The organism is Candidatus Stoquefichus sp. SB1, assembly GCF_001244545.1.
In the GTDB taxonomy this organism is placed as follows: Bacteria; Bacillota_I; Bacilli_A; order Erysipelotrichales; family Coprobacillaceae; genus Stoquefichus.
On the sequence record NZ_LN852695.1, the window covers coordinates 674,815 to 700,777 of the forward strand.

At 35.7% G+C, this 25,963-nt stretch carries 21 protein-coding genes; 18 read left to right on the plus strand and 3 right to left on the minus strand.

Features of this window, described 5'->3' with window-relative positions; all coding sequences use genetic code 11:
- Positions 1 to 130: 130 nt before the first annotated feature.
- The 3 genes from BN1865_RS11365 to BN1865_RS11375 are packed head-to-tail and all read right to left on the minus strand — an operon-like array spanning position 131 to position 3,128.
- Positions 131 to 1,318: an ABC transporter permease gene (locus BN1865_RS11365; RefSeq protein WP_050637355.1), complete on the minus strand. Its 1,188-nt coding sequence runs from the start codon at positions 1,316 to 1,318 to the stop codon at positions 131 to 133.
- Complete coding sequence (locus tag BN1865_RS11370) at positions 1,315 to 2,217, minus strand: ABC transporter ATP-binding protein (protein WP_050637356.1); 903 nt, start codon at positions 2,215 to 2,217, stop codon at positions 1,315 to 1,317. Before BN1865_RS11370 ends, BN1865_RS11365 begins: the two co-directional genes overlap by 4 nt.
- Positions 2,217 to 3,128, minus strand: coding sequence for an ABC transporter ATP-binding protein (locus BN1865_RS11375; protein WP_050637357.1), 912 nt, complete (start codon positions 3,126 to 3,128; stop codon positions 2,217 to 2,219). The genes BN1865_RS11370 and BN1865_RS11375 overlap by 1 nt, the downstream gene beginning before the upstream one ends.
- Positions 3,129 to 3,261: 133 nt before the next feature.
- Between BN1865_RS11375 and BN1865_RS11380 the strand changes: the two genes are divergently transcribed.
- The 18 genes from BN1865_RS11380 to BN1865_RS11460 all read left to right on the plus strand — a co-directional run bounded on the left by BN1865_RS11380 (position 3,262) and on the right by BN1865_RS11460 (position 25,902).
- On the plus strand, positions 3,262 to 3,852 hold the full coding sequence (locus BN1865_RS11380; protein WP_050637358.1) for a TetR/AcrR family transcriptional regulator: 591 nt from the start codon (positions 3,262 to 3,264) through the stop codon (positions 3,850 to 3,852).
- 122 nt (positions 3,853 to 3,974) lie between these two features.
- Positions 3,975 to 4,814, plus strand: a complete 840-nt coding sequence (locus BN1865_RS11385) for a Cof-type HAD-IIB family hydrolase (RefSeq protein ID WP_050637359.1) — start codon at positions 3,975 to 3,977, stop codon at positions 4,812 to 4,814.
- A 170-nt stretch (positions 4,815 to 4,984) separates the two neighbouring features.
- Positions 4,985 to 5,800 carry a helix-turn-helix domain-containing protein gene (locus BN1865_RS11390; protein ID WP_050637360.1) on the plus strand — a complete coding sequence of 272 codons (816 nt, stop codon included), beginning with the start codon at positions 4,985 to 4,987 and terminating at the stop codon, positions 5,798 to 5,800.
- A 241-nt stretch (positions 5,801 to 6,041) separates the two neighbouring features.
- Positions 6,042 to 6,284: a hypothetical protein gene (locus tag BN1865_RS18420; protein ID WP_157844121.1), complete on the plus strand. Its 243-nt coding sequence runs from the start codon at positions 6,042 to 6,044 to the stop codon at positions 6,282 to 6,284.
- Positions 6,253 to 7,071, plus strand: coding sequence for a tyrosine-type recombinase/integrase (locus BN1865_RS11395; RefSeq protein ID WP_232780382.1), 819 nt, complete (start codon positions 6,253 to 6,255; stop codon positions 7,069 to 7,071). Before BN1865_RS18420 ends, BN1865_RS11395 begins: the two co-directional genes overlap by 32 nt.
- 461 nt (positions 7,072 to 7,532) lie before the next feature.
- Positions 7,533 to 8,342, plus strand: a complete 810-nt coding sequence (locus BN1865_RS11400; protein ID WP_050637362.1) for a LytR/AlgR family response regulator transcription factor — start codon at positions 7,533 to 7,535, stop codon at positions 8,340 to 8,342.
- 14 nt (positions 8,343 to 8,356) lie between these two features.
- Positions 8,357 to 8,548: a hypothetical protein gene (locus BN1865_RS11405; RefSeq protein WP_050637363.1), complete on the plus strand. Its 192-nt coding sequence runs from the start codon at positions 8,357 to 8,359 to the stop codon at positions 8,546 to 8,548.
- Between the two features lie 30 nt (positions 8,549 to 8,578).
- A complete protein-coding gene (locus BN1865_RS11410) occupies positions 8,579 to 10,351 on the plus strand; it encodes an EAL domain-containing protein (RefSeq protein ID WP_050637364.1) in 1,773 nt (590 codons plus the stop codon).
- A 22-nt stretch (positions 10,352 to 10,373) separates the two neighbouring features.
- Entirely contained in the window at positions 10,374 to 11,006 is a 633-nt protein-coding gene (locus BN1865_RS11415) for a signal peptidase I (protein ID WP_050637365.1), read from the plus strand.
- Positions 11,007 to 11,100: 94 nt separating this feature from the next.
- The gene (locus BN1865_RS11420; RefSeq protein WP_050637366.1) at positions 11,101 to 11,739 is read left to right on the plus strand and encodes a hypothetical protein; all 639 of its coding nucleotides are present in this window, start codon (positions 11,101 to 11,103) and stop codon (positions 11,737 to 11,739) included.
- A gap of 133 nt (positions 11,740 to 11,872) precedes the next feature.
- On the plus strand, positions 11,873 to 13,387 hold the full coding sequence (locus tag BN1865_RS18790) for a carboxypeptidase-like regulatory domain-containing protein (protein ID WP_050637367.1): 1,515 nt from the start codon (positions 11,873 to 11,875) through the stop codon (positions 13,385 to 13,387).
- On the plus strand, positions 13,384 to 13,890 hold the full coding sequence (locus tag BN1865_RS11430) for a signal peptidase I (protein WP_050637368.1): 507 nt from the start codon (positions 13,384 to 13,386) through the stop codon (positions 13,888 to 13,890). The genes BN1865_RS18790 and BN1865_RS11430 overlap by 4 nt, the downstream gene beginning before the upstream one ends.
- Positions 13,868 to 14,386, plus strand: a complete 519-nt coding sequence (locus tag BN1865_RS11435) for a hypothetical protein (protein WP_157844122.1) — start codon at positions 13,868 to 13,870, stop codon at positions 14,384 to 14,386. The genes BN1865_RS11430 and BN1865_RS11435 overlap by 23 nt, the downstream gene beginning before the upstream one ends.
- A gap of 14 nt (positions 14,387 to 14,400) precedes the next feature.
- Entirely contained in the window at positions 14,401 to 15,240 is an 840-nt protein-coding gene (locus BN1865_RS11440) for a hypothetical protein (protein WP_050637370.1), read from the plus strand.
- A gap of 10 nt (positions 15,241 to 15,250) precedes the next feature.
- Positions 15,251 to 23,137 carry a leucine-rich repeat protein gene (locus tag BN1865_RS11445; protein WP_050637371.1) on the plus strand — a complete coding sequence of 2,629 codons (7,887 nt, stop codon included), beginning with the start codon at positions 15,251 to 15,253 and terminating at the stop codon, positions 23,135 to 23,137.
- 188 nt (positions 23,138 to 23,325) lie between these two features.
- Positions 23,326 to 24,465 (plus strand): glycerate kinase family protein, encoded by a 1,140-nt coding sequence (locus BN1865_RS11450; RefSeq protein ID WP_050637372.1) that lies wholly within the window; start codon positions 23,326 to 23,328, stop codon positions 24,463 to 24,465.
- A 104-nt stretch (positions 24,466 to 24,569) separates the two neighbouring features.
- Entirely contained in the window at positions 24,570 to 24,881 is a 312-nt protein-coding gene (locus tag BN1865_RS11455; protein WP_050637373.1) for an ArsR/SmtB family transcription factor, read from the plus strand.
- Between the two features lie 79 nt (positions 24,882 to 24,960).
- A complete protein-coding gene (locus tag BN1865_RS11460; RefSeq protein ID WP_050637374.1) occupies positions 24,961 to 25,902 on the plus strand; it encodes an alpha/beta hydrolase in 942 nt (313 codons plus the stop codon).
- The last annotated feature ends 61 nt before the right edge of the window (positions 25,903 to 25,963 follow it).

A 25,963-nucleotide genomic window follows, 5' to 3' on the forward strand; every position in this document is an offset into this window, starting at 1 on the left:
ATATATATAATTTTATTGACTGAATTGAATATTGTTATTAAAGAATGTATTTTTGATATAATATAAAAAAATAAGAATAGAAAGAGACACATCATAATATGACATGTCTCTTTAAGTGTTTTTTAAGATATTATAATGGTAAATCCTTTGTCTTAAATTTCATAAATCCAGCGACATAGAAAACAATCGCAACACCTGCTAAAATTGCAAACTTCCAAATAAAAGCAGTATCCAAAGCTCCTGATCCAATCGTTGCTATAGAATTCAAATCATATAATCCAATTAATGTGAGCTTATTAAAAATATTCAATGATTCAACACCCATTCCCATATCAACAAGTGATGGTGAACCAAACATACCTAGTAATGATGCAATAAAAAACCAAACAGTTAAACCACCACCAAATGCCATTGAGTTACGACTACGATTAAAGAAACAACTACCAAAATAACAAATAGCGCCAATTGCTTCTACAAGAATATACATTCCGACATAAGATACAATAATCTTTGCAACATTGACTTCATCAAAGAAAACAAATGAAGAAGCGATACGTGTTGCACACACAATCGCAACTACAAGAAGCGGAACAAAAATCATAAAAATAGCTTGCGTTAAAGCAACTGCTGAACGCTTTGTAGGTGTAGAAAGAACATAAGCCATTGAACCTTTATCAACTTGATCTACAATCAAAGCATTACCCATAATGACTATCAAAATAAATATAGGTAATAATCCCATAACTGTAAAATACATTTGATTTAACATTGTTGTCATATCCATATTACTCATATTTTCAACCAACTCAGAAGAAACACCCATAACTTCAAACATCGTGGTCATCATATCCTGAATATTTAAATCTTCCCCACTAAAACATCCTTTTACTTGTCCAAGTGCATAAGTATATTCAAATTGATGAATATATGTTTCAATAGGAACATCAGATTTTTTCATATCTTCTGATACTTGTTTGAATTGATTGACACTTAAATCCATATCTGATTTTTGTTTCATCATATCAAAAACAACTTGATATTGTTTTGTATCTTCAGAATGAATAAAATCATCATAAGATAAGTGTGTTCCTGCCATTTCATTATAAGATGCAAAAACATAGAGATAAGAATAAAAATCTTTTTGTGTTTCCTCAATATTTGTATCCTTATTTTGTTCTCCCATAACACTCATAGCCCCATTAATAACTGTACTCATCATACACATAATAAGGATAACGACAATAATCAATATACGATTAGATTTTATATTTTGTTTCATTAATGGTTTAGAAAAGAATCTTGTTATTTTCTTATTCATTGCTGTTCCTCCTGATAAGTCTCTTTAAAATATTGTTCAAGTGTAAAATGTTCTTCTCTTAAAGAGCGTAAATGATATTTTTTTAATGTCTTAAAGAAATGATCAACAAGTTCAGTTGCCATTTTTATTTGACAATGATAATGTTCTAAATCAATACTTTCAACATTTTTCCATTCACTTGTAAAATCCATAAGATCATCATGCGACGCAAAAGTAAGATCGAATTTTTTGGTTTTCCAATGACGAATCTGCCATAAGTCAACAATGTCTAGTATCTTACCATCTTTAATCATTGCAACACGATCACAAACTTCTTCTATTTCTTCAAAAATGTGACTAGACATAAAGATTGTTCGACCTTTTGCTTTTTCTTCTTTGACTAATTCTAAGAAAGTATCACGCATTAAGGGATCTAAACCTGTCGTTGGTTCATCTAAAACAAGGATATCTTTATCACCCATTAAAGCAGCCACAATTGCTGTTTTTTGTTTCATACCCTTTGACATACGTTTGAGATTAGCAGTTGGATCTAACTGCAGCAATTCAATCACATGATTCATATAAGTCAAATCTTCAACACCTAAATACTCAGCTTGTAATTTGAGAAAATCAGTTCCTGAGGCAAGCGAAGGAAAAGCAATTTCACCAGGGACATAACTGACTTTGTTCATAATTTCAGAGGAATGTTGCCATGAGTTTAAACCACAGATTTCACTTTCACCACAATCTGGTTTAATAAATCCCATCATTTGCCGAATCGTGGTTGTTTTTCCACTGCCATTTGTACCAATATAACCAAACACTTCACCTTTTTTCACTTCAAAGTTAATGTCAAAGACACCTCTGTTATGACCATAGTCTTTTGTTAAATGTGAAACCTTGATAATCGTTTCTGACATTATTTCACCCCCTCAAAAACACGCTCTTCTTTATAAAATTTCATAAAATATTGTTCTAAAGTAAAAGGAATTTCATGAAAATCTTCAACATTTAATTTAGCAATATCTTGAATGAGCTGATCTAATTGTTCATCACAAATTGAAATTCTGGCACGATTTTTAGCTTCGTTTTGGGAAGTAAACTGATAAGGTAATGTAATAAATTGCTGATAAGAATCTTTATCTTGAAATGTGACACGATAAGTTTTCATTGTTGTATTTTTCAGCTCATCTGATTGAAATTCTGAAACAATCCTTCCATCTTTAATAATCGCAATCCGATCACAAGTGGCATCAATCTCATGAAATATATGTGAAGACAAGAAAATTGTTTTTCCTCTTTTTTTCTCAGAAACAATATAATCAATAAAGACCTGTTGCATAATAGGATCTAATCCTGAGGTTGGTTCATCTAAAATAAAAATATCTGGATCATGCATAAATGCTGTGACAATCGCCAGTTTACGTTTCACTCCTAAACTCATTTGCTTTGTGTCAATGTTAGGATCTAATTCAAATTTATCCAATAACATTTGGCAATAATCATCATTTTCAATTCCGCGCATCTCTTTCATCATTTTTAAAAATTGAGATCCACTCATACCATTAGGTAATGCAATTTCACCTGGCAGATAACCAATATGACTTTGAAGATAAGCCGCATTTTGCCAGCTATTTTGACCAAGAATAGAAGTTGTTCCAACTTGTGGCTTAGAAAAGCCCATTAAATGTCGAATTGTTGTTGTTTTTCCAGCACCATTAGGTCCAAGAAAGCCAAAACATTCACCTTTTGAAACAGTCATATTAATATCAAAAACACCTCTGTCATGACCATAATCTTTTGTCAAATGACTCACTTCAATAATTGACATGAAATCACTCCTCGCTTTCATTATAAGAACATATTGTTTTAAGCAACAACATGTTGTATAATATTTATACTACTAATGATATCAACATTCAAGCAACAATAATTTATAAATTGTTGCCTAAAGGAGAACCGCTATGAATAAACATGAAGAAATGGTTATGAAGACAAGAAAAAATATTTTAAATTCATTTATTGAATTATGGAAAGAAAAAGGTTTGGAAAATATTACAATAGGTGCTTTAACAAAAAGAGCTCATCTCAATAGAGGAACATTTTATAAATACTTTGATGATATATATGATTTAATGAATCATTTAGAAGATGAAACAATTCTTTTTGTTAAAGAATCAATTAATGAAAGATTTCAAAATGGATTACCTGAAGATTTTGATGAATTTTCAGCAGGGTGTGCTCAAATCTTTGCTCAAAATGAAAGTACTTTAATGCTATTGTTAAATCTCCCAACTTTTACAAATAAATTAAAACAAGAGCTTGTTCCCTTATTTATGGCTAAGAATCCTTTGTTAAATAACACACCCTATCCTGAGTATATTGAAGTCTATGTTTTTTCAACTATGACAGAAATGGTTAAATATTGGTACTACCATGATCGTCAGATGGACCTTAAGGAATTATTTCATTTGATGCAATCATTAGTTTTAAATGGGATTATGTTATTTTCAGATACAAAGAGTTTTAAAGATATCCAAAAACAATCTATATAAGAATATATTTTATTTCCTTTATAAAAAGAATCAAACATTATTTTTGCTGATAAGAAAAAGTAGTCAATCGGTTTTGTTTTTTGTATAATAAAACTAATAAGACAAGAAAAGGGGATAATGATATGAGTAAGATAATATTTTTAGATGTTGATGGAACATTGATTGACTATGAAACAAAATTACCTGAATCAGCAGCAAGAGCTGTTAATCAGGCCAGAGCAAATGGTCATAAAGTATATATTTGTACAGGGTGTTCTAAAGCCGAGATTGAACAAAGACATTTATGTGATTTAGATGGAATGATTGGTGGTAATGGAGCCTACGTAGAAGATGCCGGAAAGGTCATTATGCATCAGGGTTTATCAAAAGAAGATGTTCAACATATTGTTGATTGGTGTAATGCTAGACATTTAGGTTTTTATTTAGAAGCGAATAGTGGTATGTATTGTAATGATTATATGCTGGAACAAGGACCAGAAGTGATGATAAAATATGCGCAAGGAAAAGGTGCTAATTTATCACAGGCTAAAGAACTTTCTGAACAATTTGTTAATAGTTTTATTCATTTAAAAGGTCAGGATTTATATCGTGATGATGTTAATAAAATCAGTTTTATTTTAAGTTCTTATCAAGATCATCTTGATTCAAAAGAAGAATTTAAGCATCTCATAGCAAATACTTGGGGTGGAAAAGGTGAAGTTGCATTATATGGGGATTTAGGACCAGCTGGAATTACAAAAAGACATGCTATTGAAGTATTATTAGAATATCTTGGAGCAGATGTTAAAGATACAATTTCTTTTGGTGATGCTAAAATTGATTTATCAATGTTTGAATGTTGTCATTTCAATGTTGCGATGGGGAATGGTGGCGATGAAATAAAAGCTGCAGCTAACTATATTACAACTGATGTGAATGATGATGGTTTATATAATGCTTTTCAATATTTAGGGTTAATTTAGTAACTGAATATATAAAAAGATGTTATGTCATTGTATTTTTTTAATAAAAGAGGAGCTTTTTGTATGTCTCCTTTTTTATTGTGTTTAAAATAATGAACAAGATGTTAAAGAATCTGACTTTGCGAAAGGAATAAAAAGTATATAATAGAAATAGAAAGTGAGGTATATCTATGACAACAGGTGAAAAGATTAAGCAATTAAGAAAGAGGGATAATTATTCACAAGAAGATTTGGCTGAAAAATTAAATATTTCTAGAACGACACTGTACAATTGGGAAAATGATAATGGATTACCAGATGGTAACAGTATAGCAAGATTATCAAAATTATTTCATGTTTCGACTGACTATTTATTAGGACTTTCAACAAAGCAACCATATATTGAAAATACGTATACTTATCAACATAACATAAATAAGGAAAAGCTATTAGAAGTCTATCGAAAACTTATAGAGATCATTAGTCTTTATGAAGAAAGTCAATGTTATAATATGATTCCAGAACGTTTTCATGTTGATAATCAAGAGGCATGGGATTTTTATGAAAGAATGATTAATGATGTCAGGTTAGATGTGAATACTTATTTCTTAGGTGATGATGAGATATTTAATAAACTTATAACAATTATTGATGAAACAGAATACTTTTTAAAAATCTATGAAATGCCAGGAGTTTGTCAAAGATGGCAACAGTTGAATCCAGATATTATGTATTTTGATTGTACTTTTGATATTCTTGAAAAAGAACCTGAATTATATGAACAAATTAAGGCTGGTAAATACCATAATATTAGTTTGAATTATTATCCAACAGAAGTTGAGGCATCTAAACGAAAGAAATATTTTCAAAAACGAAAAGAAGATAATGATATTCTAAACTATCGTTATAGTAAAGAAAGATGGTTTCAAAATGAATTGTTACATACTTTACAATGTGTATTTAAAAATGATTTTGCTGATATATTAATTTCATGGAAGAATCTATGAATAACAAAGCAATTAAAATAAAGATTAATGAATGGATATGGTATGAAGAAAATTATTGAATTTTCTGATGTGCTTATACAAGAAGAATATCCAAAATATGCAGATAAAATATTTGAGGAAAACAAGTTTTATTTTATAGATATAATTGAGGAAGACATTTAATTGTTAAATGAGAATCTTGGAACATTTTCTAGGATAAACAAATGATTGAAACACAGGGACAATCTCTATATTATAAATTATGAAAATCAAAAAGGTTATTGTAGGAATAAAATTCTCATTAACCTTTTTATATTTGTTATTTTATACATTTGGAAAAAATTACCAGAAGTATTGTCATGGGGATTATGCTAATATTGAGAATATACCAACATTTAACAAAGTGAGGAATGCAACAGATGAAGAAAGTCATACTAACCGAAAAAACAATCAGCAGATTCAGGATATTCATGATGGAAGAAGAACGCAGCAAGGCGACAATTGAAAAATATATGAGAGATATTCATCACTTTTATGAATATCTTCCTGAGAATAAGACAATCACAAAAGAAATCGTGATTGCATTTAAGCAGTCGCTTTTAGAGACATATAAGGCAACGAGTGCCAATAGTATGCTGACAGCAGTCAACAGTCTGCTTGCCTACATGGGACTTAGTGAGTGTAAAGTAAAATTACAAAAGATTCAAAAAAGAATCTTTCAAAATGATAAATACAATTTAACAAAGCAGGAATATCAGTGTTTGCTGAATACAGCAGTAGCAGCCGGCAACATGCAGTTATTCATGCTGATGCAGACAATCTGTGCGACTGGAATACGTGTGAGTGAACATCAGTATGTCACAGTAGAGGCATTGAAGCAAGGTTCAGCCTGTGTGCATAATAAAGGAAAAATCAGAGAAATTATTTTTCCAAAAAAACTAAAAAAAGCATTATTGCAATACTGCAAGGAGCGTCATATCAGTAGTGGACCTGCCTTTGTTACAAGACACGGAAATCCATTGGATCGCAGTAATATCTGGTCTATGATGAAGAAACTGTGTGCAAAGGCAGGAGTAGATAAGGAAAAGGTGTACCCACATAATTTACGCCATCTTTTTGCGTTCACTTTTTATGCCATCGAAAAAGACCTTGTCCGTCTTGCGGATATACTTGGTCATTCCAGTATTGAAACAACACGTATCTATACAAAAACATGTCTGAAAAAATGTCAGAATATTCTCGATCGGATGGGATTGTTGTCGAATAATAATCTGGATTTTGCAATATCATAAAAATACAACATAATGAGTATTATGTTGTAGAATGTTTTCATATCGGCAAAAGTCCTTTTAAATCGCCGTTTTTCTGTATGGTTCTCTATCATAAAAATATAGGCAACAATTCCATGTATGTAAAATTGTAACCGTTTTACATAAAATATCTTACCATTTTGCATCATCCTCAACAATAGATATTGGTAAACAATAAAATATTTTGGGGAAACCTCATTTATATCACTTTTTATGTGATATAAATATGATAAAGCTGAAAAAAAGAGCGCAAAAAAGCCATGAAAACGGCATATTCAAAAAAACATATACTGATTCCTGATGAAGCTTTCTGTCATATAATTATTCAATCGGCATCCATTCGTGATGCCTTTTTTGTGTTTTTTTCATGTATATTCTATCTGTCTGGATAGGGTCTACAACATAATACTCATTATGTTGTTCAAATCAGAGGGAGATAGAGTATGAGAAAGGAAGACATCAGTCATTGTATAGAATTGACTAAGGAGATCATGATCCGTCATTACCGAAAGGATGATGATTTTGCAATTGGATATTTACATAGAAGCTGTATCTGGATCGGTTCCTGTGCAGAGGAATTTTATGTCGGTAAACAGACAATAGCCGAAGTCCTCAAAAAGGAATCAAAGGAACTGCCGGATATTGAACTAACCGCCTTTGATTATGTGTGCGTATCCAATGATACGCATGAATGTGTTATTACAGGAAGACACACAGGTCATACAACATGCACATCTGGTGAGATCTACAGTGATATGCAGAGGATCACTTTCGTATGGAAAAAGATGAAAGATGAGCTCCTCATCATGCATATCCATGTATCCAATCCAATGAACAATCTGCAGGAGGGTGAGATCTTCCCGCATAAGATAGGCAAATATACAAAGGGATATTTTGAAATGCTGGTCAATCGTGATATTAAGAAAAATGGGTCTATTACCATTAAGGATCAGAAGAACCGATACCATATCATCAATATCCATGACATCCTGTACTGTGAAGCGTTTGATATGAACTGTATCATCCACCTTGCAAAGAACGATGTCTTTGGACGCATCACGCTGCTTGACTTTGAACAGAAGCTGACTGAAAAAAACAAAGATATGTTCAAGCGAGTACATAAGAGTTACTTAGTCAATCGCTATCATACGAAGTCTTTAGCACGCTATGAGCTGATGCTGGAACATGAAATCAGAGTACCGGTATCACAGGAGCGCTATAACGATGTAAGGGATTGGCTGAATCATTGCTAATGGGAGGGAAATCAATGAAAAGAAAGATCGTGGCAAGACTGCCGGATATGTTTACACATGAGCAGTATCGGAGTGCCGGTGTTGCACATCTGGTTAATATGGATCAGGAGATTGAATTTTACTATAGGGGAAAACCGATAACAAAGGAACAGGCAAATGAAATGGTGATAGAGCATTATAAAAGAAAGAACGCTCTGTCAAAATGAACACAATGAGGATGGCAGGAGTGATAGGATGTGGCGACAACAATAACGGATCAACTTGAGGTGTTGACAGAACGCCTGGCGGAATTATATTTCATCAAGCGTGACTATACAGGACTTTCAGGATTCTTATCGGATCAAATCAGCTGGATAGGAACGGGAGTCAATGAGATATGCAGCAGTAAGAAAGAAGCAGTCATGTTTTTTGAGGAGGAATCCAGAATCTATGACGGATATTTTCTGATAGAGAATGCATGGTTTCATGGCATTGAGATCAGCAGTGATCTGGGGATCGTCATGGTAACGCTGACTGCTAAGACCCTGCCGGATGCTTCCTGCGTGATGAAGATGCCTCTGCGATTTTCTGTTGTATGGCATAAGGATAATAATCTGTGGAAGGTCATTCATGTGCATAATTCCATAGCGGATACCGACCTGAAGGAACATAACTATTTCAATATCGAGGCAGCGCAGTCGGCCTATTCACAGATGAATGAAAGACTCAGCAATGCTGTCAATACCGATCCGCTGACAGGCATCAGCAATATGACAGGATTCATCCATGATACAGAAAAGATATTCAAGAAATATCCTGATGATTCGTATGCCATCATCAAGTTTGGCATCAAGAACTTCCGCTATATCAATCGGGTTCATGGATATGGCATGGGAGACAAGGTACTGCAGAACATTGCGAAGAATCTGAAAAAGACATGCCGGGAGGGAGAAACATGCGCAAGGATAGAGAAGGACATCTTTGCGATGACCTATCGTTTCCTTACAAAGGATGAAATGTCGTATCGAGAGAAGAAGGTACGAACGAAGCTCATTGACAGGCGTATCAGCAAGAAGATCAACATGGACATCTGCTTTGTTGCAGGCATCTATCTGCCGCAGGACATCCGACATGAGCATGTCATTGACATGCTGGACAAGGCACTGATCGCCCAGCAGAGCGTTCCCAAGAACATCACAGGAAGCCGGTCAGTCTATTATGATGATGCAATGATGAATAATATGATCCAGAAGAATGAACTTCTGGAATCGGCAATCCCAGCGATGCAGAACGATGAATATAAATTATACATACAGCCTCAGTTTGATATTCAGACACATCGCATCATATCGGGAGAGGCGCTGTGCCGATGGCAGAAAGATGACGGAACACTTATCCCGCCCAATGACTTCATACCGGTATTTGAGGAATATGGAATGATCATCAGCTTTGACTTCCATATGCTGGAACTGCTCTGCAGACAGATGAGAAAGTGGATGGATGAAGGACTGGAACTGAAGCCAGTATCCATCAATCAGTCCCGACTGCACATAGAAAATGAAGCATATCTCGAAGATTTCTGTTCAACTGTGGACAGATATGGCATTCCTCATGAGGACATTGCCTTTGAACTGACAGAATCAGCGTTCGTAGAACAGCAGGACGAAATGCTGAAGCTGGCATCCAATCTGCATAAGCGTGGATTTCAGCTGGCTATCGATGACTTTGGAACAGGGTATGCCTCCCTCAACTTCCTAAGTGTCGTATCAGCAGATATTCTGAAAATAGATAAGTGCCTGCTTGACGGGATAGAAAATAATAAGCGTTCCCGTTCGATCATAGAGAAGACAATCGAGCTGGCACATGAGATCGACATGACAGTCATCTGCGAAGGCATAGAAACAGAAGAACAATTAGAATACCTCAGCAGAATCGGCTGTGACATCGGACAGGGCTTTCTGATTGGCAGGCCGATGGAATCCAGGCAGTTTGAAAAGCTGTGGATGCAGGATAAAGTATTATCGAATTAAAGAAAATGAAGGAGAGGAAGAAATGAAAAGAATCAAGCCATCCAGCGTGATAGGAATCATAGCCTGTATCATATTTATACCGATCATCGTTGTCAATCTTGCAATCATCTTTAATGGATTTCAGGATAATGAAAATATGCCGGGGTTCATGGGCTATCGGCCTGCGATCGTCTTATCAGGATCCATGGAACCAACCTTTGATGCAGGAGATGTCATCGTCATAGAAAAAGCAGAAGATACAGGGAACCTGCAAAAAGGCGATGTCATTACATATCTGGTATCAGGCAAGGCGACAACGCACAGGATCATCAGCGTAACGGAGCATGAAGGAAAGACAGCCTATGTGACAAAGGGAGACTACAACAATGTAGAGGATAGACTGGCAGTGTATCCGGAACAGATACAGGGTATCTATAAGGGATTTCGCATCCCCAATCTGGGAAATATCCTGATGTTCATGCAGAGCACACAGGGAATGCTGGTATGTCTGGGAATCCCATTTGCGCTCTATATCCTGTATGACATCTTCAAGCGAAGAAAAGACAGCAGGAAAGAGAATGAGGCACTGCAGGATCAGCTGAAGGAAAAGGAAAGACTGGAAGCAGAACTAGCGAAGCTGAAGGCAGAGAAGCAGCAGATAGAAGAGACAGAATAGATGAAATGAAATCGTTGTAATACACATCTGATAGGTTGGCACAGAACATTGGATGATGTTTACATATAAAAGAAAAAAATGGAGGAAAGAAGAAATGAAAAGAAAGAAAAGCATAGCCGGACGATTAGGCATGGCAGCTTTTGCGCTGACTCTGGTAACGACATGCATTTCCGGAGGAACGCTTGCGAAGTATGCCAGTGAGGTAACAGGTACAGGAACTGCGGTTACTGCAAAATGGGCATTCAAGGCAGGAAGTACAGAAGGTGCAGAATCAATCACAACTTTTAAATTAGGAGAGACGGATAATTCCGCTACTATTGCCAAAGAAAGAATCGCGCCAGGCAGTACTGGGACCGTTCCACTTTACTATGATCTGAGCGGCACTGAAGTCAAGACAAATCTCAAAATTAGTATCAAGGTAGATGATGTTAGTGAACTACCAACGAATTTCAAAATCACATGTGATGGTGTAACTAAGGGAAAAACAGATTTCACAAACGATACTTATGTAGATTTCATGTCAAAGGATATTTCTGTAGATACATCAACAGGTGTTCTGACTGCAGCGGATGCAAAAGCACAAAAAGATATCACATGGGCATGGGCATTTGAAACAGGTAATGATGACTCAGCAAAGAAAACAGGAAACACAGCTGATACAGCAGATGGAAAAGCAGCGAATACAGTCAATTTCACAGTCAAGGTAGAAGCAACACAGTTAGCAGGGTCATAAATACGGTCAGTATCTTATATCAGATCAAGGCACAAAAACTAGGGAGCAGTGTCCTGTGCCAGCACTGCCCTTTAGCAAAACCCACAGAATACTCTGTGAGCTTTGCTAAGGGAAAAAGAACAGGAGAATGATTATGGATGATAAATTGAAAGATCAAAGTACAACTGAACAGATCAATCAACAGGATGAAGGGAAAAAGCATAAAAAACTGATTCTTTTATTACTGTTGCTTTTACTTTTTTCCAGTGTCGGTGTCAGTCTCATGCTGAATCATCATACAGAGGAGCTTCCTACTGTCGATACCATAACGATCGATCCTGTCGAGAAACGTAATATACACGTATCCGGTCAGGTTATGTATTCTGATGGAAGAGTCTATCAGAACGGTCGTGTACAGCTGCATTCCGACGTCATGGAAACAAAGACAGATGAGAATGGATGGTTTCTGTTCAAAGATGTCGATCCTGCAGAACATACGCTATCGGTACTTGATAAGGATGGTAATGTCATAGCAAAAGCACTTATATCTGTGGAACAGAAACAGAAGGGACAGAATTTCAATATCACGAAGAATAAGGACGGGGAATATGTTGTCCATTTATCAGCAGCGATTCGCTACCTGGAACTGAAAGTTGAGGTCGATGGAGATAAGCTTCTGCTGATACCGGAAAGCAGCTATGCAGTAACAGATAAAGGAAATGTCTTTACACAGGATGGACAGCTAAAAGTCGATGATGGACAGATCGTACTGCCATCAGGAACCGTTGTTCTGGAAAACAATAATATCGTGCATTATCCATACATGGTGAAGCCGGACAATACAATCATCAGCATTCCTGAAGATGGCGTCAAACTGGAAGATGGAACAGTGATACAGGGGGACGGAACGATCGTATTCCCTAAGGATGATGTAGAAATCAACGATGAAAGAGATGAAGTCACGAATGGTAATGACGGAACTACTCATGAGATACCAAAGGATAAGCCGTCAAATGTGAAGCCGGATGGTGATGTAGAGCCAATCGTGCCTAGTGAACCAGACACACCAACGGATCCCGATAAACCAGTCGATCCGGATACTCCGATTGATCCAGACAAGCCAACAGATCCGGATACGCCAGTAGAGCCTGATGATCCACTTTCCCCTCCAGAGGGCTATACCGTGAGAGGAAACAATAAGGCAGGCTGGACAAGTCCATGGAATGTGACAACACCGTTAACTGCACTAGACCTTTTTGATACAGGAAAGATAAACAGTGAGAATGTGCCTGTCATACAGCCGGGATCAGAAGGCAGCTACATCTTCTGTCTGGAAAACAATCGTTCTACCAATCTCTCGGTAAAGATCTATCTTGAAAAGGTATCAAAGGTTGAGTTTCCACTGGAATACAGACTGTCTGAAATTCAGAGCATCGACAGTGTGGTAGATGACAATGTGAAATGGCAGAGTCTGAAGGATGGAGAACTGACGCTTTCTGCAGATGGAACCATTGGTCATAAGAGTACAGATAATCGAAAGCTATACCGTCTGGAATGGAAATGGCCATTCGATAAAACAAATAGTAAAGATACAGAACTTGGAAAGAATCAGTCAAAGTTTGAAATCAAGCTAGGTGTCCGTGTAGAAGAACTGGTAAAAGAGAAATGAGAAAAATAATCACAAAAGGCGGAACATTGGTGCTTGGTATTCTCGTATGTCTGCTGATCATCATACTTGGCATTCAGGCATACAACAAACTCATTGTTCATGATGAAACTGCCGGCATTCTGGGCTATAACTACAAGACAGTTCTGACAGGTTCCATGGAACCTGTAATACCAGTTGGCAGCATCGTCATTACAAAAGAACAGAGCAGTTATGAAATGGAAGATATTATATCCTTTCAGGAAGAAGGAAGCGTCATTACACATAGAATCATCAGCATAGACAGGGAACGATACATAACAAAAGGCGACGCCAACAATGTGGCAGATACAGAAGAAGTCCAGCAGAAACAGATATTAGGGAAAGTGATTCTGACGATACCGCTGCTTGGCTATCTGGTCATGTGGCTGATGTCACCAGTCGGAATCATCAGTTTATTTATCATCATGGGAATCTGGTATATAGCGACAGGAAGAAACAGAGGTGCAGGAAATGAAAAGGAATAGGACAACATTAAGGAAAACAGCAATCGGATTAGTATTCATACTGCTGGTTATGGGTGCTGTGACACTTGCACGCTACACTTCCTCCATACAGGGACAGGGTACTGCAACGACTGCCTTATATCAGAATAATGCTACTTTTACCTTGACCGGTGATGACATTCCTACTCATCCCAATGACAGCAGAACTATTGAATTTACCGTGTCAAATACCAAAGATAACAAAACAGCAGAAGTTGCACAGATTTATGAATTCATGATTCAAACTGCTGAGAACATTCCATTCAAATTTGAGTTATCAAAAGATAATGGATCAACTTGGAAAGAAGCTACAGCAAATGTAAAAACAGATTATAAAGATAACATTCTTAACTTGAATGAGCAAACAGATACATGGAAATTAAAGATTACATGGCCTGATTCTGCAAGTGAAAGTACCTATACAAATGAAATTGACTATGTACAAATAAAAGTGCTGATGGAACAGAAAACAAGTTAAAGGAGGAGCATTGCATGAAAAGAAAGAAAAAATACAATAGTAAAGCAATACAGAAAAAACTCCTTAGGATACTTGTTGTTTTAGTGCTGATTGTTCTCACATTAGGCAGTCTTACTCTGGCAAAGTATATGAGCCAGTTGAATTCAGATAAGATCATAGGCAGACCGGATGGTTTTTATTTTGAAAGTGATTATCTGACTGTGAACAATTCTCCTTATGAGATGCAGAACTGGAACAGAGATAAAGATTACAGCTTCATTGTGGACATTCGAAATTTTCAGGACTCATTGAGAGCATCAGAAATGGATGTGTCCTATAAACTCGAAATATCTGAGCTGGGATCAAACGTGACGGCATCATTGAATGGAGATAATGTAACAAGTAATACAACTTTTACAATGTCAGCGGATCAGACCGTTACGGATCAGTTGTTGATTACTGTACCAAAAGGAAAAACACCATCCAACAACAAAATTCAGATAAAAGCTACGGCAGTCCCGGAATCATCGAATGGATATTCCAAGGAAATCAGTGCTGTGTTTACACTTATAGAAAACTCATCCACATTTGAGCTGCAGTTGGAAAATCACAAAGATTATTATGATCTGCTGATAGGTGTTGCGAAGTCAGGTCAGACCATGACAATAAACTGGCCAAGTGGCTTTACACCGGATAGCACTGTTACAGAGTTAAAAAGTGCAAGCACTACATCTGCAAGCTATACAACAAATGGGGATGATACAAGTGTCAGGCTGCGATTCTTTGTGACAGGTACGATTGATAAAACAAAATCATTCTCTGTAAAGGACAGCAGTGGAAACGAAAAAGCTGTCAAGATCAGTAATGCACAGTAAGGAGGAACATATGAAGAAATTAAAATTTAAAAAGGACGTATTACATAAATTAAAAGTATTTATTTCTCTCTTTATTGTAGGAACAATGATGATCCAGTTTTTGAGTAATGACTATGTACTGGCTCATACGCAGGACAATGTCATTGCAACCTATGATATTGGTGTGGATAAAGGGAATGTGACAGCTACATTAACATCGGATGGTAAATTAACGATCAGTGGAACAGGTGATATTAAAGATTATACAGAAACAACAATGCCCTTCTCTGATAACATAAAATATATTTCTAGTTTGGTTATCGAGGATGGTATCACGTCTATCGGTGATTATACATTCTTCGGATGTAAAAATCTGAACGATAAACTGGAGCTTCCTAAGACAATAACCAGCATAGGAGACTATGCATTCAGCGGCTACAGCAAAGAGACAGCGCCAGCATTTACCTATATTACAAATGAGTTTACATCAGCAGATATTACTGTACCGATTCCAGAAACGAAAGAAGATAATGCTGAGGAACCAGTAGCAGATAAGAAAGAACAAGAACAGCAAAACAGTGAAGACACATCTCATGAAAATGCTAATGTTCAACAGAATGCAGAAAACGTCGCTTCGGATTCAACTGAACCTGCAGGCGATGATCAAGCTAATGTGAATAATGAGGAAACATCTCAAGTTGAAGATGAAAATAAAACTCCTCAGACTTCCGGTAAAATGGAAATCAAAACAATTACAGAACAAGAAGTAGGAAAAGACATCTTCTTTCCAAATCAAACAGGTGGATATAAAGCGAAAGAAACAAATAAAAGTTTTAGAACAGCTTCGGAGAATGCAGGGTATATTGAAGCAGATCGTTTTTTGACAGTGAAGCTTGATAATATCATCACACAACATCTTCCAGTTAAAAATGGCAAACTGATTGTGCCTAATCGACCAAATTATGGAATCGAATCACCAGTACCTGATGATGCCTATATGATACATACATTTAAGGGCTGGAGCATAGATAACCAAATAGTGCAGCCTAAGGAAGAATATGCAATTACAGATAATTTAGATGAAATCACATTAACATCTCAGTGGAATACAGAGTGGAGCATCAATCCTCAGATTAAGACAGAGGCAAAAGAAGATGTATCTGTTTATAGTATAATTGATGGAAATACACAGAAACCATTAGAACAAGCAGAAGGATATGTCTTATCGGTACAGTGGCAGATCAATAGTAAGGATGAGAAAGATGATGCGGCATGGGAAGATATAGATAATGCAACCTCTCTTACCTATGAACGAAAGGTGCAGGCAAAGGATACTTCTAGCTTCTTTAGAGCAAAGATAGCAATCGCAAGACAAACAAAGTTAAGAACGGCTGCCGAAATAAATGAAATAACAACAGAAGCAGTTAATGGTATCAATTCGCTTACTCCTATTACAGTGACATATAATGCAGGAGAAGGTGGAACTGGTATTATTGAAAACAAAGATCTTAAAGATGGTGATAACTATAAGCCAGAAGAAAACACTTTTACTCATCCAGATGGCAAAGTGTTTACAGGATGGAAAGTAAGTTTAACAAATGTTACTGCAATTAGGAATGATGGTACTGCAATAAATGATGGAGATATTGTACACTCATATGATCCTATTACAATATCTTTATCCAATGTAGAATCAGGGTCAATCACTTTAACTGCCCAATGGGATACACAAACAGTTATTTATGTGGATAGTACGATATCTTCTAGTGGTGATGGATCAACACCCGAGACAGCAGTGAAAACAATAAATGAAGCATATAATCTATTGTCAAGTACGGGTACAATAGATACTAATAAAATAGTTTTATGCAGTAACTATAGTTTTAGTGGTGTTACTCAATTAGGCGATAAAGCTACCGCTATTACCTCTTTAGATAAAATAAATCCTGTTACTTTAAATACAGGAATAACTAATGGAGCAAATAAATCTCCGACAGCAGCATTAGTAGCGCATGCAGATTTGAAATTTGATAATATCATATTATCTTCAACTAGAACTGCGTTACAACATTATGAAACTAATGCACTTTTTATGATGGGGTATCATCTTGTTATAGGTGAAAATGTATCAAATGTGAACTATATATCTATTGTAGGTGGTGGTTATACGACAAGTCACGTTTTTGATGAAACTAATATTGACATTTATAGTGGTAATTGGGGATATATTTTCGGCGGTGGATATGCAGGTACTATAACTGGTGATGCCAATATAAATTTATTTGGAGGAAGTGTAAGATATATATATGCTGGATGTGGTTATGGTAATCTTGGGAGTGAAAATATAAATAATGGTACAGTAAATGGATCAGCAAACACATATGTATATGCAGGAAGTGCAAGCATGTATCAAGGGGCAAGAGGTGGAAGAATAAAGGGAACAGGACATGATTATAGTAATAAGTTAATCATGTATGGTGGTGTAATAGATGGAATAAGAGGAGGACCAACACAACCTAATTATGCTAATTTTGAGAAGAAAACGATTATTGAAATTCATGGGGGAAAGATCACTGATACTGTTTTTTTAGGTTCTGGTGATGGCTCTACAAAAATAGGTCAAAGCAATGGCGTGGATATTAGTATTTATGATGGAGCTATATTGACTAAAGATTTATATTTAGGAAGTAATGATAATATTACGGGTAGTTCAACAGGAATCACTCTTGTTGGTGATAAAAATCTTACCATGTATGGTGGAGAAATTTATGGTGATGTTTATGGTGGATGCAATTTAGGTAGCACAAAAGATGGTAATGTTAATATTACTATAAAAAGCGGTGTCGTTAAGGGAAATATTTATGGAGGTGGAAGAGGAAGCGATAAATACACTGCTCAGATAATTGGCAATACTAATATAATAATAGAAAATAATGCAATTATAGAGAAAAATGTTTATGGTGGTGGTTTCTATAGAACTCAAAACCAAGGTAATATAATCATCAATATTGATGGAAGAGTATCAAATGTTTATGGAGCAGGTAATGGTACATTAACAAATGTCACAGGAAACTCAACAGTGAATATATCATCAAGTGCAATAATAAGTGAAAATGTATATGGCGGTGGAGAGGAAGGAAAAGCGAATACTACTTTCATAAATATATCGGGTGGAAAGATAGGCGATACTACAGCAAAGGAAACGGGAAATCTATATGGTGGTGGAAATAAGATTGGAGTATCTGCTTCAAATATAACGGTAAAAGGTTCTCCTGTTATCAATGGTAATATCTATGGCGGAAGCAATGCTTTAGGAACAACCACAACGTCAAATGTGAATATAGAAGGTACAGTTACAAATGATGTTTACGCCGGAGGCAAAGGTAGTGGTACTACTGTAACTACAGCAAATCTGAATATCAATACAGGAGCTGATATTAAAGGGAATGCCTTTGGTGGTGCTGAAGAAGGTGCTGTAGGTGCTTCTAATATTAAAATCGCTGGCGGTAAAGCAAATAGTGTTTTTGGCGGTTCCGATAAGGCAAGTATCTCAGGTGCTGTTAAGATAGAATCTAGTACAGGTTCATTTGCTAAGGATATATATGGTGGATGTAACTCTTCTGGATCTATTGGTAGTTTATCTATGAACCTTGCAGGTAAAGCTGACAATGTATTCTTAGGTGGTAATGCAACTCCTACTGAAAGTAAAGATATAACTGGAGAAGCAAAGATAGATGTTACTACGAATGAAGCAAATAGCATCGGTAATATCTATGGTGGTTCTAATTCTACTGGATCAGTTACATCTCCTGCTATCAATATCAGTGGCTATGTTACGAATGTCTATGGTGGTGGTAAAGGTTCTTCCACAACGACTAATACTCCTAGTGTTACAATCAAATCAGGAGGTCATGTCACAGGCAGTGTTTATGGTGGTGGAGAAGAAGGTATCACACATGGAACAACTGTGACTTTAGATGATGGAAGCATCGTTAATGATGCTTTTGCCGGTGGAAATAAAGTGGGTGTTGATGGTACTGTTGCAGTCATTGCATCTACTGGCTCTAAGGCTAATAATATCTATGGTGGTTCTAATAATTCTGGAACTATGGATAAACCTACTGTCACTATCAAAGGCGAAGCAGAAAATGTATACGGTGGAGGTTATGGTGCTGATACAACAACAAGTAATCCTATCGTAAATGTAGAAACTGGAAGTAAAATAACAGGTAGTGTATTTGGTGGTGGTAATCTAGGGCAGGTAGAAAATCCTACAGTTAACCTTAATGGTGGTACTGTGAATAATGCATTTGCTGGAGGAAATGCAGTAGGTGTAACCGGTACTGTAGCTCTTAATGTAAAAGATGGAGTAACCGCAACAAATATTTATGGAGGATCAAATTCATCAGGCAATGTAGATAATCCTTCACTTTCAGTTAAGGGAGGAACCATTACAAATATCTATGGTGGAGGTTTTGGTGGTGCATCTAATGATGGCAATAATGGAACCATCACATCTAATCCTAATATCACTATAGAAAACGGAACAATCGATAGTGTTTATGGCGGTGGCGAACGAGGTGTTACAACAAAGACGAATACAATATCAGTAACTGGAGGAACACTGACGAATATCTATGGTGGCGGAAACAAAGCACAAGCGGAGAATACAGTTATCAATTTGAATAATACAATGGGTTCAATCACAAATGTGTATGGAGGATGTAACAATAGTGGTACTGTTCAAAGCTCAAAGATATATATTGATGGTACGATCACCACTGTATTTGGCGGTGGTAAAGGTCAAAATACAACCGTCAATGAATCTTATACCAAGACAGAAGCTTCTGCGAAAGTCACAGATATTTATGGTGGTAGTGAAAAAGGTACAGTTACCAATGCAACGCTTGTGGTTCATGGGCCAGTGGAAGGCAGCATCTATGGCGGTGGTCTTGGTGCGACTTCGGTCATTAAAGGCAATACATGGGTATATGTATCTAATAGTGTCAAAGGCAATGTCTATGGCGGAGGAAATCAGGGGAAAGTTGTTGGTAATACACACGTGGATTTAGCATCTGGTACGATTGGTATAAGTACCAATGATGATGCGACAGGTAATGTTTTTGGCGGATCGAATCAAGCCAAAGTTGAAGGCAACACACTTCTTCATATTGGAAGCTATGTCGTCAAGGCTCCTGAAGGCGCTGTACTTCCAGAAGGTGATGAGAAAAGTCTTATTGTTTATGGCACTGTGTTTGGTGGCGGGAATACCACTTCAACAGGAAAAGATTTTGATGCCTCTGATCCCTATGTAATGGGGACTGCAACAGTTGAAATTGGTGGTACAGGCTATAAAAAAGTTGATATTCAAAAGAGCATCTTTGGTGATGGAAATAAATGTGTTACCAATGGAGATAAAACCATTGAAATCAAAGATTATAAAGCATTGACAAGCAATGCAAATAAATCTATTCAACGTGCAACAACTCTGAAAATCATAAACAGTGATATCGAACTGATTGGAGAAAAGGATACTGCTAACTTAGTGACGACGATTGATTATTCATTAAATCGTATTGATAATCTCATACTAAAAGGTGGAAGTCTATTGAAATTACAAACTCCAGTCAATCTGGTTATGGGATTTGAAAGCCAGAACGAGGATGGCTCATTACAAACGATTGAACAGGCTAATAACGATACAACAGGAAATAGACTCTATGTACAGCAGGGACAGCATATCGAATTGAGAATAAATGAAGATGTTAGCCGTCCGGGATATGGAGATGTGAAAGGTTTTGCGCAATTAGGAAGATACTATATAGATGGTCAATCTCTTGATAAGGACGCACAGGGTGTCTATGTCATGGGTAGTTATTACAGTGATGAAACTAATAATACAAATAGTGGCTTCATTGTCGCAGAAGCAGAAAACTTTGTTGATCAGACTGAGCTTAAGAAAGGGGATGTCATTACACCTACTACAAATTCCACATCATGGAGAAACTGGTTGTTAGGTTCATCTATTAAAAATGTAGAAAGGAATATGGTCATTTCTGATGAACCTGCTGATGGAAAAACAGTACAGATTAAAGAAACATGGTCAGCAGATGGATCCATCTATCGAATTGATCCAGGTAGTGTCGAAATGAGTGGAGATAAATACACGATCGTCAATCCTGATGAAATCACTTCGTCAAGTAATCAGAATACGATAGGACTTAGCATTGAAACTGGACAGACTGGTTGGCTGGAACAAGTCAAAGCAGGATATATAGATAGTGCGACGAAATCAGTTATTCCTTATAAGACAGATACGACTTTATCTGTAAATAATAGTCTGGATATGCGTTCTCTTGTAAATCCTACTCAGGAACCTATTATTAATATAAAACTATATAATGTTGAAAGTATAACTTCAACTGATTCTGATTCTCTTGTAGTGACATTCACGATTGATCGTATCATCCAGCAGACAGATGGATCTGAAGTCAAGATGGGTTCCATCATAGTAAAATTGAACATTACTAAGAAAGCGACACAGACATATTCTAATGTTCTTGTTTCACAAGGAAAGACCTATGATCGAGGAGAACAGTCTTATAACTATGATACTGCAAGTGATAAGATTGCGACTACAGTATCGGGTAAAAGTTCTATTACAGCACAGTTTGCTGAGAAATCGGATACTGCAAAATCTGTTTCAAAATATGAACTTGTTTTAACAAATGGATCGAGTGGAGGATATTCAACACTTCCTAAAGGAACAAAGGTATTGATGATAGATAAAAGTGGAAGCACTCCAGTGTATTATAACTATACCGAAGAAGCAGGAAATACATCTGTAGAATTAACCAAATTTAAAAAGAATGGTACAGATGAGTATTATAAGATTCCTACATCAGCCATTACAAAGTCAAATTTCATTTTTGTATTTGATTTTGCAGATGTTAGTAATAATGATAATGACTTTTTAGTAACATTTAAATCCACTTATTCGAATGGATCACCATCGGAAAAGAAATTAAGATTTGCTGTAAAAGGTGATCCAAGGACATATGATCTGAATAGTCAACAGGATAACAGTTCTGCAACTGAAACTGCGATTCCTTCATATCGAATGAATGGTTCCTTTGGAATCAATCTGAATACAACTGCAACAGCAACAGAGGGTGCTGGAACGGATACAACAGGAACTGATATGCAGATGGCAGCGAAAGTACAACTGAAGCTGACGAATATGATCACTGGAACCGTGTTGCCAATTCCAAAAGGCTGGCTGATACAAAGCAATGGTACTCGTTATTCAACAAGTGGAGATAGTGCAACGATTATTCTAGCAAATTGTCTGACTGCAACAAGTTCTGATATTTATGTCATCATGAGTAATATGGGTGATGTATCTGCTGGTGATTATAAGTTGGAAATTTCTCTTGTTACTGGTGCAATGGCAAATTATCCATTTGCAACATTAAGCAGTAAAAACATCATTTATAAGTTTAAACTAACTGATGATCGTTATTCAATTAAATCAACTATTCAGGATGAAAGCAAACAGGTTATTACAAAGGATAGCACAGATAAGACACTTACTTATGATGTGATCCGTGTAAAAGATAATTCATCCTCTACCTCAGATATAAAAACGAAACTAACGCTATGGAAGAAAGAAAATGGTATATATAAAGAGGTTGATTTTGCAGATTATATAGCTAATGTTAAAGATGTGACAACAGGAAAAGACATTACAAATCAGGAAATACCTTGGTCAATCTATAAAACAATCTCTGTACAATTGAATGATAATATATCTGTAGGAACGTATCAGTTAAGATATGATATTATTCAAAACACTACAGGTAGTGGAAAGCAGACTATAGCAACTGAAATTAATTCATTTATTATTGCTGATAATTAAAATGGAATCTAGTTGAAAAAACTTAATTTGATTTAAATATCAAATTAAGTTTTTTATATCCATTATCTGCAGTGTATTGTTATTGATTGAATAAACGAAATATAATATTCTCGTTTCTAAAATTGAAAGAATATGATTCATGAAGTGAAAAATGTTATGCTATGATAAAGATGTAAGGAGGTAATGTCATGAAAGTAGTTGTTGCAATTGATTCATTAAAGGGCAGTTTAAGTTCAATTGAAGCTGGAAATGCCATTAAAGAAGGAATTCAAAGAGTAGACCGAAATGTTGAAGTTGTTGTGAGACCTTTAGCTGATGGTGGTGAAGGTAGTGTTGAGGCACTTGTTGAAGGATGTCAAGGAAAGCTAGAGACAATTACTGTTAGTGGTCCACTAGGTAAAAGTGTCAAAGCAAGTTATGGGATACTTCCAAAAAGTCATACTGCTATTATTGAAGTGGCTTGTGCTGCTGGCATAACATTAATTGATGAAAAAGAGAAAAATCCAATGTTAACAACAAGTTATGGTGTTGGTGAAGTTATTAAAGACGCTATTGATAAAGGAAATCGACGTTTTATTATTGGCTTAGGTGGAAGTGTAACAAATGATGGTGGAGTTGGAATGTTACAGGCATTAGGATTTGATTTTTTAGATGAAAATAATCAGCCCATTCCACTAGGAGCACAAGGTTTAAAAAAATTAAAAAGAATTGATCAGCAACATGCTTTAGATGTTCTTAAAGAATGTGAGTTCATGATAGCTTGTGATGTGAATAATCCATTGTGTGGGAAGCAAGGTGCAAGTGCTGTATATGGCCCACAAAAAGGTGCCACTCAAGAAATGGTAGAAGAATTGGATCGGCTATTAGATCATCTTTCCATCATAACAAAACAATATTATCCATCATCAGATGCGACTCTGCCTGGTAGTGGTGCGGCTGGTGGTTTAGGGTTTGCTTTTTCAACTTTTTTGTCAGGAAAATTACAATCAGGAATTGAATTGATTTTACAAGAAACAGCTTTAGAATCTTATTTACAAAATACAGATATAGTTATAACTGGGGAAGGTTGTTTAGATTTTCAAACATCTATGGGAAAAGCACCTATTGGAGTTGCTAAACTTGCTAAAAAATATCATATCCCTGTTATTGCTTTTGCCGGTTGTGTAACTGAGGATGCACATGAGTGTAACCGTCATGGTATTGATGCGTTTTTTCCGATTTTAAGAAATATTATGACATTAGAAGAAGCATTGGATAAAGAACAAGCAAAAATAAATATGATAAATACAGTTGAACAAGTTTTTCGTTTATGGCAAATGAAAAAGTAATTTCAAAGTCAGAGTCACGATTGTAAGTAAAAAATGCTTGTTATATGGTAGAAACGATGATAATATATGTTTAAACATATAAACCTATATTGAAAGGAGTTCTTATGAGCAAAAAGACAATGCTTTATATGAAAGAGTGTGCTCCAATATTTTCAATGTTACAAGATGAAAGAAGACGGGAAATTACACAACTTCTATTTGAAAACCAAGAAATGAGTGTTTCAGCATTAACTGAACAATTATCACTTTCTCGGCCAGCAGTTTCTCATCATTTAAAACTTCTATTAGATGCTAAGTTGGTGACTGTACGTCAAGATGGGAAAGAAAGATATTATCGTTTAGATTTAAAAAAAGCTTTAAATCTTTTAAAAGAGTTGGTTGCATCTATTGAAAATGATATAGAACAGAGTTCATAACATCTCAATAATTAGAGATGTTATTTCATACAACATACGTTTACATGTTTAAACTTATAAAATTAAAGGAGCGAAATATATGAATTATTCAGAACAAACAAATTGGAAAAAGATTATGAATTATCTTCCTGAAAAGTATCATCTGACAGAAGACACATTACCTAAAGAAGAATATTGGTTATGGCATGGTCATCGTGTTCATTTAGATACATACAGAAACCCAAAAGCAGAAACAAAAATCATTTTATTTCATGGTGTAGGAACAAATGGTCGACAAATGAGTACTATTATTGGATATCCTCTATCAAATGATGGTGTTGAAGTGATTGCTATAGATATGCCTTTATATGGTATGACAGAAGTGAATGCGAAAAAAACTGTGAGTTATGATGATTGGGTACAACTAGGTAGTGATTATATTGATTATGAATTATCAAAAGATAAGCGTCCTATTGTCCTTTATGGTTTATCAGCTGGAGGAATGGAGACATATCATATAGCATGTAAGAATCAAAGAGTAGATGGTATTATTGGAATGACATTTCTTGATCAAAGAGATCAACAAGTCCGAAATGAAACAACAAACAATCTCTTTTGGGCACATATGGGAACTCCTCTAGCAGGAATTTCAGTAAAATTAGGACTAGGAAGAATGCGAATGAAAATGTCAATTTGTTCTAAAATGTCAGCATTATGTAATGATACAAATTGTTTAAAAGAAATGCTCGCAGATAAAACATCAGCTGGAAATAGTGTTCCAATGAAGTTTATTTATTCATATATGACTTATCTTCCATCAATAAAACCAGAAGATTTTCAAGTCTGTCCTATTTTATTGACACAACCTGAAAATGATCGATGGACACCACTTCATTTAAGTCAGTCATTTTTAAATAGAATTAAAAACGTTCCTATAACAATAAAAGAACTTCAAAATGGTGGTCATTATCCTATTGAAGAACTAGCTTTAGAACAGTTGCATCAGTATATCTTAGAATTTATTCATAAGCTAAAAAAATGATGAAATAAACATTGTTATTATGTTTTTAACTGCCTCATATTCATATGTATTATATGGTTTT

What these genes read in the sequence shown, in the direction of transcription:
- BN1865_RS11450 (WP_050637372.1), top strand. Translation starts at nt 23,326, where the DNA reads ATGAAAGTAGTTGTTGCAATTGATTCATTAAAGGGCAGTTTAAGTTCA.
- BN1865_RS11445 (WP_050637371.1), top strand. Translation starts at nt 15,251, where the DNA reads ATGAAGAAATTAAAATTTAAAAAGGACGTATTACATAAATTAAAAGTA.
- BN1865_RS11400 (WP_050637362.1), top strand. Translation starts at nt 7,533, where the DNA reads ATGAGAAAGGAAGACATCAGTCATTGTATAGAATTGACTAAGGAGATC.
- BN1865_RS11365 (WP_050637355.1), bottom strand. Translation starts at nt 1,318, where the DNA reads ATGAATAAGAAAATAACAAGATTCTTTTCTAAACCATTAATGAAACAA.
- BN1865_RS11415 (WP_050637365.1), top strand. Translation starts at nt 10,374, where the DNA reads ATGAAAAGAATCAAGCCATCCAGCGTGATAGGAATCATAGCCTGTATC.
- BN1865_RS18420 (WP_157844121.1), top strand. Translation starts at nt 6,042, where the DNA reads ATGAAAATCAAAAAGGTTATTGTAGGAATAAAATTCTCATTAACCTTT.
- BN1865_RS11405 (WP_050637363.1), top strand. Translation starts at nt 8,357, where the DNA reads ATGAAAAGAAAGATCGTGGCAAGACTGCCGGATATGTTTACACATGAG.
- BN1865_RS11380 (WP_050637358.1), top strand. Translation starts at nt 3,262, where the DNA reads ATGAATAAACATGAAGAAATGGTTATGAAGACAAGAAAAAATATTTTA.
- BN1865_RS11370 (WP_050637356.1), bottom strand. Translation starts at nt 2,217, where the DNA reads ATGTCAGAAACGATTATCAAGGTTTCACATTTAACAAAAGACTATGGT.
- BN1865_RS11395 (WP_232780382.1), top strand. Translation starts at nt 6,253, where the DNA reads ATGGAAGAAGAACGCAGCAAGGCGACAATTGAAAAATATATGAGAGAT.
- BN1865_RS11440 (WP_050637370.1), top strand. Translation starts at nt 14,401, where the DNA reads ATGAAAAGAAAGAAAAAATACAATAGTAAAGCAATACAGAAAAAACTC.
- BN1865_RS11460 (WP_050637374.1), top strand. Translation starts at nt 24,961, where the DNA reads ATGAATTATTCAGAACAAACAAATTGGAAAAAGATTATGAATTATCTT.
- BN1865_RS11385 (WP_050637359.1), top strand. Translation starts at nt 3,975, where the DNA reads ATGAGTAAGATAATATTTTTAGATGTTGATGGAACATTGATTGACTAT.
- BN1865_RS11390 (WP_050637360.1), top strand. Translation starts at nt 4,985, where the DNA reads ATGACAACAGGTGAAAAGATTAAGCAATTAAGAAAGAGGGATAATTAT.
- BN1865_RS11455 (WP_050637373.1), top strand. Translation starts at nt 24,570, where the DNA reads ATGAGCAAAAAGACAATGCTTTATATGAAAGAGTGTGCTCCAATATTT.
- BN1865_RS18790 (WP_050637367.1), top strand. Translation starts at nt 11,873, where the DNA reads ATGGATGATAAATTGAAAGATCAAAGTACAACTGAACAGATCAATCAA.
- BN1865_RS11420 (WP_050637366.1), top strand. Translation starts at nt 11,101, where the DNA reads ATGAAAAGAAAGAAAAGCATAGCCGGACGATTAGGCATGGCAGCTTTT.
- BN1865_RS11430 (WP_050637368.1), top strand. Translation starts at nt 13,384, where the DNA reads ATGAGAAAAATAATCACAAAAGGCGGAACATTGGTGCTTGGTATTCTC.
- BN1865_RS11375 (WP_050637357.1), bottom strand. Translation starts at nt 3,128, where the DNA reads ATGTCAATTATTGAAGTGAGTCATTTGACAAAAGATTATGGTCATGAC.